The 16319-nt window shown below is 73.3% G+C and carries 10 protein-coding genes; 4 read left to right on the top strand and 6 right to left on the bottom strand.

Going from position 1 to position 16319, the window contains the following annotated elements:
- Positions 1-154: 154 nt before the first annotated feature.
- Positions 155-688, bottom strand: coding sequence for a hypothetical protein (locus ACIRP7_RS01365; RefSeq protein WP_403652294.1), 534 nt, complete (start codon positions 686-688; stop codon positions 155-157).
- A 1504-nt stretch (positions 689-2192) separates the two neighbouring features.
- Here ACIRP7_RS01365 and ettA point away from each other — a divergent pair.
- The 3 genes from ettA to ACIRP7_RS01350 are packed head-to-tail and all read left to right on the top strand — an operon-like array spanning position 2193 to position 4938.
- Complete coding sequence (gene ettA / locus ACIRP7_RS01360) at positions 2193-3857, top strand: energy-dependent translational throttle protein EttA (protein ID WP_391052593.1); 1665 nt, start codon at positions 2193-2195, stop codon at positions 3855-3857.
- A 2-nt stretch (positions 3858-3859) separates the two neighbouring features.
- Positions 3860-4273, top strand: coding sequence for a thioesterase family protein (locus tag ACIRP7_RS01355; RefSeq protein WP_057609559.1), 414 nt, complete (start codon positions 3860-3862; stop codon positions 4271-4273).
- Positions 4270-4938: a hypothetical protein gene (locus ACIRP7_RS01350; protein ID WP_403652289.1), complete on the top strand. Its 669-nt coding sequence runs from the start codon at positions 4270-4272 to the stop codon at positions 4936-4938. Before ACIRP7_RS01355 ends, ACIRP7_RS01350 begins: the two co-directional genes overlap by 4 nt.
- Positions 4939-4941: 3 nt before the next feature.
- Here the strand turns inward: ACIRP7_RS01350 and ACIRP7_RS01345 are convergent, their stop codons facing one another.
- From ACIRP7_RS01345 to ACIRP7_RS01330, 4 genes are all read right to left on the bottom strand, one after another.
- Entirely contained in the window at positions 4942-5901 is a 960-nt protein-coding gene (locus ACIRP7_RS01345; RefSeq protein ID WP_403652287.1) for an ABC transporter ATP-binding protein, read from the bottom strand.
- Positions 5902-6775: 874 nt separating this feature from the next.
- Entirely contained in the window at positions 6776-9547 is a 2772-nt protein-coding gene (locus ACIRP7_RS01340) for an FtsX-like permease family protein (protein WP_403652284.1), read from the bottom strand.
- Between the two features lies 1 nt (position 9548).
- Entirely contained in the window at positions 9549-12743 is a 3195-nt protein-coding gene (locus tag ACIRP7_RS01335) for an FtsX-like permease family protein (protein ID WP_403653016.1), read from the bottom strand.
- 174 nt (positions 12744-12917) lie between these two features.
- The gene (locus ACIRP7_RS01330) at positions 12918-13331 is read right to left on the bottom strand and encodes a globin (protein ID WP_403652281.1); all 414 of its coding nucleotides are present in this window, start codon (positions 13329-13331) and stop codon (positions 12918-12920) included.
- Between the two features lie 68 nt (positions 13332-13399).
- Between ACIRP7_RS01330 and ACIRP7_RS01325 the strand changes: the two genes are divergently transcribed.
- Entirely contained in the window at positions 13400-14380 is a 981-nt protein-coding gene (locus ACIRP7_RS01325) for a methyltransferase domain-containing protein (RefSeq protein ID WP_403652278.1), read from the top strand.
- 26 nt (positions 14381-14406) lie between these two features.
- Here ACIRP7_RS01325 and ACIRP7_RS01320 read toward each other — a convergent pair whose 3' ends face one another.
- On the bottom strand, positions 14407-16317 hold the full coding sequence (locus ACIRP7_RS01320; RefSeq protein ID WP_403652275.1) for an FHA domain-containing protein: 1911 nt from the start codon (positions 16315-16317) through the stop codon (positions 14407-14409).
- Between the last annotated feature and the right edge of the window lie 2 nt (positions 16318-16319).

The following is a 16319-nucleotide window of genomic DNA, read 5'->3' as shown; positions in this document are numbered from 1 at the left end:
TGGCTGTGGTGTGAACGGCGGCGGGGTCGTCGGGGGGTGTTGGGGTCGCTGGTCCCATTGCCGGGGCTCGCCACGAGCCTCGGGCTGCACACTCGTTCCCCTGTGCTCATCAGGGTTCTCGGTCATTGTCGTCTCCACTTGCTGATGCGTAGGCTCAGTGACCAAAGGGGTCAAGGGCCTGGGAGGTCCCGTAGTCCTCCCACTGCAGTGAGACGCGATCGCCGATCCTGGGAACGTTGTGGAATACAGCCCAGGACATGATGATCCTGTGGTTGGGGCTCAGATTGGCGTTCCACTCCGGGTGATCGCTGCATAGGTCGTGCTCGGCCTTCACGTACCCAATACTCTTGCCTTGTCTGAATATGTTTTCCCTTATCTTTCCGGTGTCCCAACCCTGGCATGTCAAGTAAACGACATGATCCGACGTGTTGTTGTAGATGACGTTCACCTGCCAGCGTGTGGGTATGCCTCCCTCCCAGGGGAAAACTTGGCTCGCTATCCAGGAGGCCTGCACCTCTCCGTCGTCCGAGATGACATTGCTCCTGCCCTGGGTTGCGTATGCACCAGCCTCGGGGAATGAGCTGGCTGCCGTGACTACGGACGGCTGCTCTGCGGGGGCGGCACTCAGTCCGATTGCTGCGACCATCATCACTGGGCTACTCGCAGCCAAAGCCCTTCGGATGTTCATGGTGACCACATCCCAAGCGGGCGGACATGCATGATGTGCAGGTGCCACGGCAGGGCGATGCGTCGGAGCGATCCGAATGGTGCTCGGTGCATCTGCGGGTGCTTGACCGCTTCGAGCGGTAGCTGTCGCCTGCCGTGGGGCGAGAGTGTCCGCCAGGCATATGGCGGGTTCGCCTGCGGTACCGGCAGTACCTATGTCCAGGGGAGCACAGGTCGGAGGCAGCTGCATGTCGATCAAGGGCGTTGCGGGTACGGCGTCCTCGCCGACGGGCCCGGCATCCGGGACGCGAGCGGCATCGGGTCCTGCCGGTGTTCCAGGGCGTCCTGTTCGTGCCGGAACATCGGGATCGGCCGGGAGCACCTGCCGCAGGAGCTCGGCTTCGATTCGGGGACGACACGCGGGCGGCGCCCGGCCGGTGGACCGAGGCTGGGCCGGGTGTGGCCCGCTGCATGAGGTGCTCGTCGCCGAACTCTGCGGCGCGGGCATCCCGGCTTCGGCGCGGGCGGTGGTCGACGGCTCCCGCATCCGTGCGTTGAACGGGGCGCCAGGACGGGAGGAAGCTGCGTCGACCGGGGTGAGGACGGGCAGGGCGGCAAGCATCACCTGATCACCCACGCCACCGGCAGCTCGCTCGCTGTCACCCTGGCCGGCGGTAACCGCAACCGCAAGCGCGGCCGACCGCGTCGCCGCGCGGACGTCGTCCTACTCGGGAACCGCGGCACCGATCACGCCTCGGCCCGGGCGCCCAACGCCGGGTCGGATCCGCTGGGAGATCCGCCTGACATCCACGAAGCCTTCCTCACGCTCGGCCAGCTCGTCCGCTGGAGGCGCCTCATCGCCCGGCAGGCCGTCACTTGCGGCTGAGAGCCTCCCGTCCGACTCTGCGCGAGGGCCACGCGGCGCGGACCTGTGTGAGGCGCAGATGCTGGGTATCGCCCCGGTCAGTGTGAGTCGCAGATGCTGGGTATCGCCCCGGTCAGCGGGCAGGCGCGCCGAGCTGTTGCCGGACGTCGGGCCTGCCCGAGGACAGCGATGTTGTCGACGGCGAGCCCGGAGATCTCGCCCTGTCGCAGGCCCATCGGCGCCGACGTCGGCCGTGGCCTGGTAGCGGGAGTGAGGGGCCAGGGTGGTGCGGCCTGAGTCATGGCGGTGAGGAGGGGCACCTTCTTGGGCCGGCCCCTGGGCCGTCACCCGCGGCCAAGCGCCTCCTGGCCGACTCTGCGCGAGGGCCACGCGGCGCGGACCTGTGTGAGTCGCAGATGCTGGGTATCGCCCCGGTCAGCGGGCAGGCGCGCCAAGTTGTTGGCGGACGCAGAGCCTGCCGAGGTCACCGATCCTGTCGTTGGGACCGATGGTGACAAGCGGTGACAGGTCGGCTACCGGGCGGTCGGTGAACGGCCAGGTCACAGCCCCCCGACCAAACGGGTTACCACCCAAGGGTGGACGTCAGGCAAGATGGGGTGTATCTGCCCACTCCAGATCTCAAGTTGCCGGACGGTTTCTCTTGGCTGAGTACATCTACACCATGCGCAAGACGCGTAAGGCGCACGGAGACAAGGTCATCCTTGACGACGTGACGCTGAGCTTCCTGCCCGGCGCGAAGATCGGTGTGGTCGGGCCCAACGGTGCCGGTAAGTCCACCGTTCTCAAGATCATGGCGGGTCTGGAGCAGCCGTCCAACGGTGACGCGTTCCTGTCGCCCGGCTTCAGCGTCGGCATCCTCATGCAGGAGCCGAAGCTCGACGAGTCCAAGACGGTCCTGGAGAACGTCCAGGACGGCGCCGCCGAGATCATGGGCAAGCTCCAGCGCTTCAACGAGGTCGCCGAGCTCATGGCGACCGACTACTCGGACGCGCTGCTGGACGAGATGGGCAAGCTCCAGGAGGACCTGGACCACGCCAACGCCTGGGACCTGGACGCGCAGCTGGAGCAGGCCATGGAGGCGCTGGGCTGCCCGCCCGGAGACTGGCCCGTCACCACCCTCTCCGGTGGCGAGAAGCGCCGCGTCGCGCTCTGCAAGCTGCTGATCGAGGCCCCGGACCTGCTCCTCCTCGACGAGCCCACCAACCACCTGGACGCCGAGTCGGTGAACTGGCTGGAGCAGCATCTCTCGAAGTACGCGGGCGCTGTCGTCGCCGTCACTCACGACCGGTACTTCCTGAACAACGTCGCCCAGTGGATCCTCGAGCTCGACCGCGGCCGCGCGATCCCCTACGAGGGCAACTACTCCACGTACCTGGAGAAGAAGGCCGCTCGCCTCAAGGTCGAGGGCCGCAAGGACGAGAAGCGCGCCAAGCGCCTCAAGGAAGAGCTGGAGTGGGTCCGCTCCAACGCCAAGGGGCGCCAGACCAAGTCCAAGGCCCGCCTGGCTCGTTACGAGGAAATGGCGGCCGAGGCCGACAAGATGCGGAAGCTGGACTTCGAGGAGATCCAGATCCCGCCGGGCCCGCGTCTGGGCTCCATCGTCGTCGAGGTCAACAACCTCTCGAAGGCGTTCGGCGACAAGGTCCTGGTCGACGACCTCTCGTTCACGCTGCCGCGCAACGGCATCGTGGGCATCATCGGCCCCAACGGCGCCGGCAAGACCACGCTGTTCAAGATGATCCAGGGTCTTGAGCCCGCGGACTCGGGCACGGTCAAGATCGGCGACACGGTCAAGATCAGCTACGTCGACCAGAGCCGCGCCAACATCGACCCCAAGAAGACCCTCTGGGCCGTGGTGTCGGACGAGCTGGACTACATCAACGTGGGCCAGGTCGAGATGCCGTCGCGGGCCTACGTCTCCGCCTTCGGCTTCAAGGGTCCGGACCAGCAGAAGCCGGCCGGCGTCCTGTCCGGTGGTGAGCGCAACCGCCTGAACCTGGCGCTCACGCTCAAGGAGGGCGGCAACCTGCTGCTCCTCGACGAGCCCACCAACGACCTCGACGTCGAGACCCTGTCCTCGCTCGAGAACGCTCTGCTCGAGTTCCCGGGCGCGGCTGTGGTCATCTCCCACGACCGCTGGTTCCTGGACCGGGTCGCGACTCACATCCTCGCCTACGAGGGTGACTCCAAGTGGTACTGGTTCGAGGGCAACTTCGAGTCGTACGAGAAGAACAAGATCGAGCGGCTCGGCCCGGATGCCGCCCGTCCGCACCGCGCCACCTACAAGAAGCTGACCCGGGGCTGATCTTGCGGCACATCTACCGCTGCCCGCTGCGCTGGGCGGACATGGACGCGTACGGCCACGTCAACAACGTGGTCTTCCTCCGCTACCTGGAGGAAGCCCGTATCGACTTCCTGTTCCGCCCGGAGAAGGACTTCAAGCAGGGGTCCGTGGTGGCACGCCATGAGATCGACTACAAGCGGCAGCTCGTCCACCGGCACGCGCCTGTGGACATCGAGCTGTGGATCACCGAGATCCGGGCCGCGTCCTTCACCATCGCCTACGAGGTGAAGGACGGCGACGACGTCTACGTCCGGGCCTCGACGGTGATCGTGCCGTTCGACTTCGAGGCCCAGCGGCCGCGCCGGATCACCGCGGAGGAACGGGAGTTCCTCGAGGAGTACCGGGACGACGACGAGGAGGAGGCCGTCGCCGCATGACGGTGCTCCACCTCGCCGACGAGGGGGAGGCCGCGGATCTCGCCGCCTTCCTCTCCCGGCTGCTCCACTACGACCGTTCGGCCGCGGTCCGGCTCCAGGGGACCGGCACCGCGCTCGCCGTCTTCGGGCGCCCGCCGTCCTTCGAGGTGCTGGCGATCCGGGCGGTGCGACTGGCCAAGCCGTACGAGAACGGGCTCGACGACACCCTCGATGTGACCGTGTCCGCCGGGGAGCTCCTCGAGTCCGTCGACGAGAGCGCGGGTACGGCTGTCGTGCCGGGAGCGGTGACCGGGCCGCCCTGGGCCGGAGTGCTGCCGCCGCGCGGCGGGTGGCAGGCGGTGACCGGGCTTCCGGGGCCGGAGGCGCTGCGGGCGCTCGTCCACGCCGGGGTCGCCGAATTCCGGGCCCGTAGCGAGGAGTTGGCATCCGAGGCCCGTACACGGGATGAACTCGACCGGATCGGGCGGGAGATCTGGTCCCGGACCGTGGGAGACACCCGGCTGCCCGTGCGGGCCGTGCACGCGGCCCAGTCGCTCGGATTCCTGCGGCCCGGCGGGGGCCTGGGGCTCTTCTCGTCGGGGGCGTGGCTGCGGCTGCGGACGCCCTACGGCTCGATCGCCGTACGGCAAGGGGGACTTGGGGCGCTCGGCGTCAGCGTGCGCTGAGGGTCATCCGTCCCGGTCGCTGTCGTCCGGCCATACGCCGATGTGGTCCGGCTCCAGTTCCAGCGCGACCCGGTCGCGCATCCCCAGCGCCTCCGTGTACTCCTTCGGGAGCTGGAGGCGGCCCGCGCGGTCCAGCATCGCGTACTCCCTGGCCACCAGGGTCTCGTGGCCCGTCGCCGCGTCCACCTCGCTTCGGCGCAGGACCTCGGTGGACGTACGGCCGTCCCTGATCGCCACCGCGCGGCGGACCTCACCCGCCACGGCCTGGTCGTGGGTGACGATGACGATCGTCGTGCCGAGCTGTTCGTTGGCCGTGCGGAACGCGGCGAAGATCTGTTCCGCGGTGTGGGAGTCCAGTTCGCCTGTCGGTTCGTCGGCCAGGAGGACCGCGGGGTTGTTGGCCAGGGCCACCGCGATCGCCACGCGTTGCTGCTGGCCGCCCGACATCTGGTGGGGGCGGCGGTTGCGGCAGTCGGCGACCTCCAGCAACTCCAGGAGTTCCAGGGCGCGTTCGGTGTGGGTGCGGCGGGGTGTCCGGGCGCCGGACAGCTGGATGGGGAGGGTGATGTTCTGGGCGGCGGTGAGGTAGGGCAGGAGGTTGCGGGAGGTCTGCTGCCAGACGAATCCGACCGTCTTGCGGCGGTAGGCCAGGCGGTCCTTCGCGGTCATGGTCAACAGGTCGTGCCCCGCGACCCTGGCGGCGCCGGCGGTGGGGGTGTCCAGGCCGGCGAGGATGTTCATGAGCGTGGACTTGCCGCTGCCGGACGCGCCCACCAGGGCGAGGAGTTCGCCCTCGCGGACGAGGAGGTCGAGGCCCTGGAGGGCCTGGACCTCCACGCCGTCCGTGGTGAAGACCCGGACGAGCCGGTCGCAGGTGATCAGGGCGTCGTGGCCGTAACCGGGGCGGGAGCGGGCCTGGGCCGCCCGCTGGGCCAGGTCGGTGAGGGTGGGATTCGTCGTCATCGGCCTTCTCCTCGACGGTGGTCCGGGACGGTGACCGGCCGGGACTGGGCCCCGCTCACCGCTGCAGAGCGGGTGCGGTCGCCCCCGGCGAGGTCGCCGCATCGGCGGCACGGCTGCGTGTGGCTGGGGCCGAGGCGGGCGCTCGTCTCGGGCGAGCGGGTGCCGTCGCGCTCACCGCCACGGCGGCACGGCTGCCCGTGGCTGGGGCCGAGGAAGGTGCTCGTGCCGCGCGGGCGGGTTGCTTCGCCCGCCGCCGGGCGGGTGCCGTCGCGCCCGGCGAGGTCGGTGGGTCCAGCGATGTCCTCGCGCTGGCCGGTGCCGCCGTGTCCACCGGGTTCGCCCCAGCAGCCCGATTGCCCGCGACCGGGGCCGGGGCCGGGGCCGAGGGAGGCGCTCGTCCCGTGGGGACGGGTTGGTCCGCCCGCCGCCGCTGAGCGGGTGCCGTCGCGCCCACAGCCACCGCCCTGGTGGCACGGCTGGCCGTGGCTGGGGCCGAGGGGGGCGCTCGTCCCGTGGGGACGGGTTGGTCCGCCCGCCGCCGCCGGGCGGGTGCCGTCGCGCCCACAGCCACCGCCCCGGTGGCACGGCTGGCCGGGGCTGGGGCCGAGGGGGGCGCTTGTCCCGTGGGGACGGGTTGGTCCGCCCGCCGCCGCCGGGCGGGTGCCGTCGCGCCCACAGCCACCGCCCCGGTGGCACGGCTGGCCGTGGCCGGGGCCGAGGTAGGTGCTTGTCCCGTGGGGACGGGTTGGTCCGCCCGCCGCCGCCGGGCGGGTGCCGTCGCGCCCAGCGATGTCCCCGTGCCCACCAACACCGCCGCGCCCCCCGTCACCGTCCCAGCCGCCCGAACTCCCGTCGCTCGGGCCGTAGTAGGTGTTCATCTACCGTCCCCCGCTCTCAGCTCCCGCACCGATCCCCGTCTCCCCGACCACCACGCCTGGCCGATCCCCATCCCCACCGCCAGCAGCAGTACGGCCGTCGCCGGTATCGCCAGGGACAGGGTGTCCGTGCGCAACTCCGACGCGGCCGAGGAGGGTTCGGCCGAGGGGAGGGCGATGGCGGTCAGGTCGATGCCCGGGGACAGGAGGCGGATGGTCGCCCAGCCCGTGAGGGTGCCTCCCAGGGCGGCCAGGATCGCCTGGGGCAGGGACTCCAGGATCAGCAGGCGGCGGCCCGCCGCTCGGGTCAGGCCCATCGTGCGGAGGCGGGCCAGCAGCGCCGTGCGTTCGGGGGCCGAGCGCAGGAGGGACAGCAGGAGGGCCAGGAGCGCGTAACCCGTGCCGGCTGCCACCGCCGTCGCGTAGACGCCTTCCGCGCCGGTCTGCAGCGGCGAGTCGACGTAGCGTTCCCGTTCCTCGGACCTCAGGTGTACGGACGCCGCCTCGGGGGCCGCCTTGCGCAGAGCGGCCCCGTCCAGGTCCTTCCCCGTCAGCAGCAGGGTCGTCGGCCGCGCCGTCTCCGGGCTCAGCGCCTCGCGGTTCACGACCAGGAAGTCCGGGCCCGTCACGGCCGACGTGCGGTCGACGACGGTGGTGATGCGGACGGTGAGCGAGCTGCCGTCCGGGAGGAGGACCGGGAAGGGGCGGGTGCCGTACGTCCGGGCCGTGGCCGTGGAGGCAAGGGCCGGGGTCGTGCCGCCGGCGGTCTCCTTCTGCAACCGGTCCGCCGGGAAGGCGCCGATGCCGGTCCGGGACGACAGTGCCGCGTAGTCCGCGGGGTCCACCCCGGCCAGCGGTACCGCCTGTGCCGCGTTCTCCGGCTTCGCTTCGTACGTGACGCTCACCGCGGACAGGCCGCTCACCCCGGGTGAACCGCGCAGCCGCTCCGGCAGCCCCGACGGGAGCGGCGTCGCCGTCTCCACGCGCGCGTCGGCGCCGACCGCGAGGAGCGACGCGTGGTCGCGGGCCTCCTGGACCCCCGCGAGGACCGAGCCGCCGAAGGCCGCCGTGGTCAGAGCGGTCAGCAGGGCGAGCAGGGGCAGGACGGCGGACGCCGAGGTGCGGCCCGCTCGGGCCAGGGACAAATGGGCGAGGACACCGCGCAATCGGGCGGCCGGGCGGGCCAGGACCCGCAGCGGAAGCGGGTACAGACGGACCAGGACCAGGGCGGCGATCACGCCCACCAGTACCGGTGCCAGCGAGACGAGGTCGTCGGACGCGCCTGACGTGCCGCGGCGGCGCAGCGACTCCACCGCCCCCGCCGCCAGCGTCAGCAGCGTCAGCTCGACGACCGTGCGGCGCCGGGACGGTCGTACGGAGGAGATGTCCTCGCGGCCGGTGTGGACGCGGACCACGCGGTGGGCGGCCACCGCGCGCAGGGGCAGGGCCGCACAGGTGACGGCGGTGACCGCCACGGCGGCCGCGATCGCGTACGGGAAGCGGCCCTCGGGGACCGTGAGGAGCGCGGCGGACAGGCCCAGGGCGCCCGCCGGGACGGCCACGACCGCCGTCTCGGCGAAGAGGCGGGCGGTGAGCCCCCGCAGGGAAGCGCCACGGGCCCGCAGCAGGGCGAGTTCGCCGCGGCGGCGGTCGGCGGTGAGGCCGCCCGCCATCAGCAGGACGACGACGGCGACCGTGCCGGTGCCGGACGCGGCGACCGCGACGAGCGGGGCGATTTCGCCGCGGAACCGGTCGTAGGCGATGAGGACTTCGTCGAGGTCGGTGAGGACATCGGTCCGGCCGGTGATCTCGGTCAGCTCGGTCACCGGACCGTCGATCTCCAGCCGCACCTTCTGCAGGGCCGGACCGGCCTCCAGGGAGGCGAGCGCGGAGCGCAGGGCCGGGGTGTCGCGGGCCCGCAGCGTCTGCTCGGAGGGCGCCAACTGCCAGTAGGGCTCCGGGCGTCCCGGGGTGGCCAGCAGGAGCGGGGCCGCCTCGGGGGCGATGAGCAGGGCGCCGAGCCAGTGCATGTCCATGGACGGCGCGGGTTCGCGGATCAGGGACGGGGAGCGCAGGATCGGGTGGGTCGACCAGTAGGCGCCCTTCGGGTCGCGCGGGGTGACGATGCCGGTGACGCGGATCGGCAGGGTACGGCCGGCGGCGGGCGCGTGGATCACCGAACCGACCTTGATGTGGAGAGACTTGGCGGTCTCGACGGTGACCGCGGCCTCCAGCTCGGGGGTGTTCGCGGTCACGTCGCCGTCCGCACGCGGCAGACGGCCCCGGGCCAGCGAGGCGTGCGCGCCGAGGCCCGCCTGGGCGACCAGGGTCACCTCCGCGGGTTTGCCGGTCGGGCGCGGCAGCCACGGGTCCGGTACCGGGAAGTCCATGGTGGTGCGCACGCCGTACGTCGACTGCCCCGGGTCGAGGACCAGCGCGCGCGGGACCTGGGCGCGGACCTTGGCGTACTGGTGGGCCAGCACGCCGGGGCGCAGGATGTCCTCGCGTCCGCGGGGCGGCAGCATCACGGACGGCTGCGGGGCGAAGACCTCGATGCTGGTCCGGTCGGGGCGGGCCTGTTCGGCGGCCCGGCGCAGTCCGGCGTCCTCGTAGCGGTCGACCGCCCGTGGGAAGGCGGCCGCGAGACACGCGGTCAGCGCGACCAGCAGCGCCAGCCAGAACGCGGTGCCGGGCGCGGTCCGCAGCCGCGTGCGCACCCAGGGCACGGACTCCCTGGAAGCCGCCGGCTCGGCCGTGTTGAAGAACCTCACCTCACTCGCCCCCCTCACGCAGCGCCCGCGCCGGATCCGCCCGCCGCAGTGCCAGCGCCGCCGTGACCAGGAGCGGGGCGAGGGCTACCGCCGCCAGCAGCGTGGCCGCCTGCGGGAGCGGGAGCTGGACCAGGACCCGCGGGACCGGTCTGGTCGCCTCGTCCGTCAGCACGATCAGTGGGACCACCGCCCGGGTCAACGCCGTGCCCAGCAGCGCGCCCACCAGCAGCGCCAGCACCACCAGGACGCCCTGTTCCACGGCGACCGCCCGGGCCAGCCGCCGCCGTGGAGCCCCCAGGGCGCGCAGTACGGCGAACTCCGCGCCGCGCTCCCGCAGCGACCCGGCCGCGCTCACCGCGAACCCGACCGCGGCCAGCGCCGCCGCCACCGCGGCCGCCGCGGCGAACGCGGCCTCGGGGCCCGCACCGAACGGGTCGTCGCGCAGCTGCCCGGCGAGTTCGTCCCGCACCACGACCTGCGCGGGGTCCATGTCGGGCCGGGCCCGCAACGCCGCCGCGACCCTGTCCGACGCGCCCGGCTGGGTCGACAGCCACCACTCGGTCGGCTCCACGCCGCTGTCGGACTGCTCCTGCAACTGCCGGTTCACGGCCCGCAGATCGACCAGCAGGGCGCCGCCGTTGTCCGAGGTGGTGGGCAACTCCCGTACCGAGCGCACGATCCGCACCGACACCGTCGAGCCGCCCAGCGGCACGTCCACTGTGTCGCCGAGGGCCGCGCCCGCCGAGGTGAGGAAGCGCTCGGTGGCGACGGCGGTGATCCCGGCCGACCTCGGCTGCGGGGCCTTCAACTGGATCGTCAGCGACCCCGAGCTCCAGGTCTCGTCGTACGGGATGAAACCGGTGCCGTAGGCCACGCTCAGCCCACCGGATCCCGAACTCAGGCGTGGCGAGGTGGGTTTGGTCTTGGGGTTCGCCGAGGAACTCGCCCCGTCGTTCTGCGAGCGGGCCGTCCAGTCGGTCGGCAACCGGAGCCGCCGCACCGCGCCTCCGGTGCCCGAGGCGGTCAACTCCGAGACGGTGAGCCTCTGTTGCTCGGCCCTGCCGCCCGGGACGGGGACGAGCAGTTCCAGGGCGGTCAGGGTCAGCGGGCCCCCGGACACATAGACGTCCAGCGCGTGGGGCCGTCCGTCGGCGGGGAGTTGGCCGGCCTGGACCCGGTAGGGGGTGTCGTAGCGGTCCACCAGGGTGACGGCGACCTGCGCCGTTGTACTCGGCACCGAGCCGCGCAGGGTCGCAGTCAGCCGCAGCCGGGTCGTGTCCGCGGGCGCCTTCACGCCCGCGGTCGCACCCTTGGGGGCGAGCCCCTGGCGGAACGGTCCGGAGTGCAGGTCGGGGCGGATCAGCATCGAGGCGTGGGCGGTGTCGAGGGCCAGCACCGTCGCCACCCGGCTGCCGGACAGGGCCAGTTCGGAGCGGGCGGCGGGGGCGGTCCGCCGTACGCCCGGGACGGCCGCGTACTGCTCGGTGCGGCCCGGACCCGCGTCCCCGGAGACCAGCACGCGCACCGGTGCCCCGGCCCGGAAGTCCGCCTGGTCGGACTGCGAACGGTCCCAGGAGGCGCCCTGTCCGATCGCCAGCATGCCCAGCGCCATCGCGAGGACCAGCAGCAGCACCGGGCCCGCCCCGCGCATCGGGCGCCGGGCGATCTGCCAGCCCGCCAGGGCCGCGGTCAGTCCGCGCCCGCCGGTCGCCCGGCGTTCGGCGAGCCGGGCCAGCGGCGGCAGCAGCCGCAGCGTCAGGACGGTACCGGCCAGCAGCGCGAGCGCGGGCGCCGCCACCAGCAGCGGATCCACGCCCAGCGTGCCGGAGGTGTCGTCGGACACGGCACCGGAGGTCTGACGGCTGAGCTGGAAGTACGCCACCGCGGCCACGGCCAGCAGCCCGAGGTCCGCCCCCGCGCGCACCGCACCGGGCAGCGTCCGGGCCCGGCCACGCGCGAACGACGAGGTCAGCGCGGGCAGGGTCACGGCCAGCGCGCACCCGAGCGCCACCGCCCCCGCCACCAGCCACACCCCGGGCCGTCCGCCCGGCGGCACCTCCAGACGCAGCCCGATCCGGGCCAGCGTTCCCCGTTCGGCCAGCGTCCGGGTCAGCGGGCCCGACAGCAGCGGCGCGCACAGCAGGGCGGGCACCGCGAGCAGCACCGCCTCCAGGGCGGCGAGGCCCGCGATCCGGGCACGGGAGGCGCCGCGCGCCAGCAGCAGCCGGCTCTCGCCGGTGCGCTCACTGCTCAGCAGCCCCGCCACCAGCAGCAGGGCGCAGCCCGCGAGGAGCACCAGTTGCAGGGCGACGATCAGCAGGGTCGAGCGGGAGACCAGCAGGGAACGGTCGGTGCGGTCGAGGACCTCGGGCAGCGAGGTCGAGGCGGTCGTGGCGCCGCCGAGCGAGGACTCCTTGCGCAGCGCCGCGTTCCCCGCGACGGCCGTCCTGCGCAGCGCGTCCGACCGGGCGGTGGTCACCGTCGCGAAGTCGGCCGACGCCAGCCACCCCGACGTCCCGACGCTCACCGTCCCGTCGGCCAGCACGCCGGGATCGGCGAGCAGGGGGCCGTACGTCGTGAAATCGAGCTTGTTGATGCCCCGCCCGTGCAGGTCGTCGAGGAGCCAGTACGGGTCGTCGGCGCGGACGGGCCGGTACAGACCGGTCACCGTGATCCGCACCGCCGGGCCGCGCAGCCGGTCGGCGAGGGTGAGGCGGGCGCCGGGGCCGAGGTGCAGGGAGCGGGCGGCGGCCTGCGGGAGCGCCACCTCGACCAGCCCCTTCGCGGCCCGCGGCAGCCGCCCCTCGACCAGTCGCACCCGACTGCGGTCCAGTGCCGCGAAGTGCGTCAGATCCGGGTCCCCGGACCGCTCCGACGCCGGCTGCAGCGACCGCGGCAGCGCGTACGGGCCCGACCGCAGAAACGTCCGCACGGTCACCGGCAGCCCGTCGAACGCCTGCCGCGCCACCTTGCGTACGGCGGTGTCGGCGGCCGTACGACGCTCCTCGGGTACGTCGGCCTTGACGACCAGGGCGGTGTCGGCGGCGTAGCGCGGGTCCTGGAGGGAGTGGCGCAGGGCCGCGTCCCCGATCGCGCCGGAGTAGGCGGTGAGGGTCGCTAGGACCGCCGTGGTGAGCAGGACCGTGAGCAGCGCGGCGGCGAGCAGCAGCCGGTGTGCCCGCCCACGCAGGAACACCAAACGCGCGATTCCCCCGAACCCCGTCACCCGGCCCCCCGCCGTGTTGTGCAGATCTCCGGCGAGGATGTCAGAGGGGACGGTCGCGGGTAAGCGCTTGTAGCCCGGGCTTGACCGGATTGTGACCGGAATCCGACACCGGACGACCGGAATCCGGCACTCAGCGAAGAGTTGTCAGTCGGCGGTGTTCACCATCGAAGCAGCCGCGTACGTCAGGTAGTTCCACAGCTGGGTCTCGTGCTCCTCGGACAGGCCGAGTTCGTCGACGGCGTCCCGCATGTGCTTGAGCCACGCGTCGTGCGCCGCGCGATTGACCACGAAGGGCGCGTGGCGCATGCGCAGCCGCGGGTGGCCGCGGTTGTCGCTGTACGTCGTGGGGCCGCCCCAGTACTGCATCAGGAACAGCACGAGGCGCTCCTCGGCCGGACCGAGGTCCTCCTCGGGGTACATGGGCCGCAGGACCGGGTCCTCGGCGACCCCCTGGTAGAAACGGTGGACGAGGCGGCGGAAGGTCTCCTCCCCACCGACCTGCTCGTAGAAGGTCTGCGTCTGAAGCGTGCCGCGCCGGATCTCTTTCACGTCAACCATGGTCTCAGACGGGGTGGACGAGGACTCAAGGCTTAGGACCTGCCGTTCCCAGGGTGCAGAGTGGAGGCATGAGCGCGCACGCTCTCGACAGGGACCTCGCCGCACTCGCCGCCTCCGCGCGGGCCGCGCTGGTGCGGGAGATCGACGCGAGCGGGGCCTGGGCCGCCGACCCGGTGTGGCGGCAGGCATTCGAGGCGGTCCCCCGGCATCTGTTCGTGCCCTACTACTACGTCGGCGTCGTGGGCGGCTACGAGCGGCGCTGGGGGGAGAGCCCGGACCCGCGGGCCCGTCAGGAGTGGGTCCGCGGGGCCTACGCCGATGCCCCGCTGGCCACCCGGCTGCGCGACGGCGAACTGGTCTCCTCCAGCAGCCAGCCCTCGCTGATGGCGATGATGCTGGCCGAGCTGCGGATACGGGACGGCGACCGGGTCCTGGAGATCGGCGCCGGCACCGGCTACAACGCGGCCCTGCTCGCCCACCGGCTCGGCGACGACCGCGTCACCACCGTCGACCTGGAACCGGAGATCACCGAGGCGGCGCGCAGACACCTGGCCGCCGCCGGGTACCACCCCGTCGTCGTCACCGGCGACGGAGCGCGCGGGGTGCCCGAACGCGCCCCCTTCGACCGGGTCATCGCCACCTGCACCCTGGCGTCGGTCCCGACCGCCTGGCTCGGCCAGTGCCGCCCCGGCGCCCGCATCCTGAGCCCGCTCGCCACCGGCCTGATCGCCCTGACCGTCCGGGACGCCGGGCACGCCGAGGGGCGCTTCCTGCACACGCCTGTCTACTTCGTGCCGCTGCGTGGCGCGGACCGGCACGACGAGGGGTCCGTCGAGTGGGGCGGGGTGCCGCGCCGGGCCCGGCAGGACGACCTGTTCCGCTTCCTGCTGGCCCTGAGCCGCGGCAGCCTCCAACCGCGGGAGGCGTACGCGCTGTGGGAGCGCGAGGGGCGGCCGAGCCGTGAGCGGTACGGCATCACGGTCGGCGCGGACCGGCAGTGGGCGTGGCTGGACGACCCGGAGGGACCTCATACGTGGCCCCTCCGGTGAAGCCCCTCCCGTGACCTGGCCGCCGGCTAGCCGCGGCGGATCGTTATCGTCGTCCAGGCGCCCACGTGCACTCGGTCGCCGTCCTGGAGCGGCACCGGCACGAACGGTGTGATGGGCTCCTCGGCCCCGTTGACCGTGGTGCCGTTCGTCGAGTTCTGGTCCACGACCGCCCAGGAGCCGTCCGGCTGCTGCACCAGCACCGCGTGCTGGTGCGAGACGCCCGGGTCCTCAGGCGGCACCGACAGATCGACGTCGGGGGTGTCACCGGTGGAGTGCCGGCGGCGGCCGATGGTGACCTGGTTGCCGGTGAGCGTGCGTTGCTGCTCGGGGGAGTACGCGGGCAGGTTCAGTCCCGCGGCCTCCGGGCCGGAGCGCTGCATCATCGCCAGGAAGTAGTCGCGGTCCGGGCCGATCGTCGCCGTCCAGGTCGCAGGCTGCTGCGGGAAGGACGGCCCGGGGGGCCCGGGCGGGGCCTGGGTGGCGCCGGGCTGCGGGTAGCCGTAGCCGCCGCCGGGACCGCCGGGGCCGCCGCCCGGACCTCCGGGGGCGGTGTTGGAGGGCGGGGAGATGACCCAGTCGTCGGCGCCGCCGCCGAAGGACGGACCGCCCTGCTGGGGCCGGTTGGTCTCCTGCGGGAAGGCGGGCGGGGCGGATGCGCCCTGCGCCGGGAAGCCCTGCGGGGCACCGCTCGTGTTACCGGGGCCGGCGGGTGGGGTCGGGCCCGGGGGCGGCGGGACCGGGCGGGAGGGGTCGGCACCGAAGTTCGGCGGACCACCGGGAGCGGAGGGGCCACCCGGGCCGGGGCGGGACGGGTCGCCGGGGAAGCCCTGCGGGCCGCCGGGGCCGCCGGGACCGCCAGGGCCGGGCTGGGTGGGAGTGCCGCCGAAGCCCTGCGGACCGCCGGGCTGGGGGTAGCCGTAACCACCGGGACCACCGGGGCCGGAGGATCCGGGCGGACCGGGGGGAGCCTGGGTGGCGCCGGGCTGCGGGTAGCCGTAGCCGCCGGGGCCGGGGTTGTTTCCGGGACCGCCAGGACCGCCGGGACCGCCAGGACCGCCGGGGCCGCCTGGGCCTCCGGGACGTGAGGGTTCGCCCGGGAAACCGGAGGAGCCCGGTGCGCCGGGTCCGCCCGGGCCGCTTGGGAAACCGGAGGGGCCGGGGGCGCCGGAGCGTCCGGGGTCGCCCGGGAAACCCTGCTGGCCACCAGGACCGGACTGGCCGGGGCCACCGGATCGGGACGGGTCGCCGGGGAAACCGGAGGGGCCGGAACCGCCGGGTGCACCGGGCCCACCCGGGAAACCGGAAGGACCGGAGGAGCCCTGACCACCGGGACCGCCGGGACCACCGGGCCGGGACGGGTTACCGGGGAAACCCTGCGGACCGCCAGGACCGCCAGGACCGCCGGGCCCAGCCGGGCCGCCGCCCGGTCCACCCGGACCCGAGCGGCCCGAAGGCTCCGAGCCGAAGGGGATCGGTTCCGCGGGGCGGTTCACCTGGGACGGGCGCGAGCCCTGGTACTCGTACGAGTCACCGCCGCCGCCGAAGGACGGACCGGGCCCGGGCGGCTGCTGCTGGAAGTGCGAGGGCGGGCCGCCGGAGCCGGCCGGCGGGCGCGGGGCGGCCGGGGTGTACGAGGTCGCCGTGTTCGTCAGGAAGTTCCACCGGCACTCCTCGCAGAAGGGCGCACCGCCCTCACGGGGCGTACGGCACTGCGGGCAGAGCTCCGGCTCGGGGTCCGGTACGGCGGACAGAGGCGGGCGTCCACCGGGCTGGCCCCCGGGGCCCCCAGGACCGCCGGACGGCGGGAAGCCGTAGCCGCCTCCACCCGGACCGGGCGGCGGCGGAGGAGGTGGAGGCACGGCACCGGCCATGCGGTGACCGCAGACCTCGCACCAGTCGTCGGAACCCGACTGGTGTCCGTTCGGGCAGGTCGGCATGT

Source organism: Streptomyces sp. NPDC102270 (assembly GCF_044766405.1).
GTDB lineage: Bacteria > Actinomycetota > Actinomycetes > Streptomycetales > Streptomycetaceae > Streptomyces.
This window is presented reverse-complemented; position numbering and strand designations above follow the sequence as displayed.

Coding starts and splice junctions, on each gene's coding strand:
- ACIRP7_RS01365 (WP_403652294.1), bottom strand. CDS start 688: ATGAACATCCGAAGGGCTTTGGCTGCGAGTAGCCCAGTGATGATGGTC.
- ACIRP7_RS01350 (WP_403652289.1), top strand. CDS start 4,270: ATGACGGTGCTCCACCTCGCCGACGAGGGGGAGGCCGCGGATCTCGCC.
- ACIRP7_RS01345 (WP_403652287.1), bottom strand. CDS start 5,901: ATGACGACGAATCCCACCCTCACCGACCTGGCCCAGCGGGCGGCCCAG.
- ACIRP7_RS01330 (WP_403652281.1), bottom strand. CDS start 13,331: ATGGTTGACGTGAAAGAGATCCGGCGCGGCACGCTTCAGACGCAGACC.
- ACIRP7_RS01325 (WP_403652278.1), top strand. CDS start 13,400: ATGAGCGCGCACGCTCTCGACAGGGACCTCGCCGCACTCGCCGCCTCC.
- ACIRP7_RS01320 (WP_403652275.1), bottom strand. CDS start 16,317: ATGCCGACCTGCCCGAACGGACACCAGTCGGGTTCCGACGACTGGTGC.